We start from the raw sequence: 243 nt of genomic DNA, 5'->3' as shown, positions 1-243 counted from the left end.
TAGAACTAGAGGCTAGAGTCAAGCTGCTTGAGAAGCAGAAAGCTCGTGCAGAGCATCTGGCAGAGCGTGCCGACAAAAAGGTAATCATCTTTGATATGCTGGTGGATATGGCAGAGAAAGAGTATGATATCCAGATCAGAAAAAACTACACGCCCGAGTTATCGAAAACTTCAAGGAAGAACATGAAGAGACAATAGTCTCCACCTGTAACTTACTCGGGCTGGACAGACAGGTTTATTATAG

1 protein-coding gene is annotated in these 243 nt (G+C 44.0%); it reads left to right on the top strand.

Annotated elements, in window-relative coordinates:
* A partial coding sequence (locus IQ282_RS15110; RefSeq protein WP_228547158.1) for a hypothetical protein occupies positions 1-197 on the top strand: 197 nt, incomplete at its 5' end.
* Positions 198-243 lie beyond the last annotated feature (46 nt).

Origin of the sequence: Nonlabens antarcticus (genome assembly GCF_015356755.1) — a bacterium.
In the GTDB taxonomy this organism is placed as follows: Bacteria; Bacteroidota; Bacteroidia; order Flavobacteriales; family Flavobacteriaceae; genus Nonlabens; species Nonlabens antarcticus.
Note: the sequence above shows the minus strand (reverse complement) of the source record. Positions and strands in the feature narration are given on the sequence as shown.